The organism is Thiolapillus sp. (assembly GCF_048562965.1).
GTDB classification, from domain to species: Bacteria; Pseudomonadota; Gammaproteobacteria; order Chromatiales; family Chromatiaceae; genus Thiolapillus; species Thiolapillus brandeum_A.
Genome location: NZ_JBHNMF010001033.1, coordinates 1 through 972, shown reverse-complemented (window position 1 = coordinate 972; position 972 = coordinate 1). Strand labels below are relative to the sequence as shown.

The following is a 972-nucleotide window of genomic DNA, read 5'->3' as shown; positions in this document are numbered from 1 at the left end:
AGAAAACAGCGCCGATGACCGTGGCGGCCGCCTGTCCGTGCTCGGTGAACACCCCGAACAGCGCGGATGACCCGCCATCACCCAACTGGCCATGCAGGTTCAGGTAATCCCACCAGCCCGAGCCAAAGATCTTCTCCAACACCCCCACGGAAACATCCTTGGTGGGATCGGTGCTGCCCAGTACATCCGTTGCCGCCTCGATGGTGACGGGATCAATGCCCCCAATGGGGGGCGGAGTGGGAGGGGTGGCCATCTATTTGCCTCTATCAAAAATAAGATGTGGAAAGCTTTCTATGTGGAAAGACAGGATCGTTTACAAGCCGCGAACATAAAGCCGGCCGGCGCGTTGCCGCCAGCGGGCGGCGGCTGAAGCTTTGTTGCGCTTCAGATGAAGGCGGCAAATAGCATGAGCCGCGTTCGACAGCAGACGCCCACCGCCGCTGCCGCTGATGAAGAACAGTAGGTTCCAGTGTTGTTCAACAACATCAGTGCCCATTGGGCTCATCAGCGCGATCTGCTCCACCTCGAAGTAGTCCACGTCAAGGTTATTGATGCTCGTCATTGTCAGGCCTCCGTCTCAAATTCGGATTCTGTGCTATCAGCCACGCCACCGGCGCCGCTCTCAGCGACCGCCTCAGATTCCTGTTGCTCTTCATCATTTTCGCGTTGCAGCTCAATGATTTTTTTACGACGCTCTCTGTCTTCCTCTTCGTCGTGGGCGATTTCGTCGAGGAGTTCGTCGAAGCCGCTTGGTTCAGAAAGCCTTAGGGTTTCCGCTGTGGTTTGGGTTTCGAGTTCAGACTCGGTGATTTCTTCGCCAAGTTTTGGGATCTGTGCCATTTCGATAGTCTCCTGGTAACTACTCACCCCTATCAGCATAGAGCTGTCCCGAAAAGGCCATTTGAATGGCGACCAGCGGATTGTATCCCTGATTTGCCATGGTCTGCAGGTAACTGGAGATGCGGCAATAGG

At 55.6% G+C, this 972-nt stretch carries 3 protein-coding genes; all 3 read right to left on the bottom strand.

The features are described from left to right. On the bottom strand, nucleotides 1-253 hold a 253-nt coding region (locus ACOCD2_RS22065; RefSeq protein WP_293653502.1), incomplete at its 3' end, for a hypothetical protein. A 60-nt stretch (nucleotides 254-313) separates the two neighbouring features. Continuing rightward, nucleotides 314-562 carry a hypothetical protein gene (locus ACOCD2_RS22060; protein WP_293649956.1) on the bottom strand — a complete coding sequence of 83 codons (249 nt, stop codon included), beginning with the start codon at nucleotides 560-562 and terminating at the stop codon, nucleotides 314-316. Between the two features lie 2 nt (nucleotides 563-564). After that, nucleotides 565-879, bottom strand: a complete 315-nt coding sequence (locus ACOCD2_RS22055; RefSeq protein WP_293701858.1) for a hypothetical protein — start codon at nucleotides 877-879, stop codon at nucleotides 565-567. Between the last annotated feature and the right edge of the window lie 93 nt (nucleotides 880-972).

Bases quoted from the DNA above. Each gene is read 5' to 3' on its own strand.
- ACOCD2_RS22060 (WP_293649956.1), bottom strand. From the start codon at position 562: ATGACGAGCATCAATAACCTTGACGTGGACTACTTCGAGGTGGAGCAG.
- ACOCD2_RS22055 (WP_293701858.1), bottom strand. From the start codon at position 879: ATGCTGATAGGGGTGAGTAGTTACCAGGAGACTATCGAAATGGCACAG.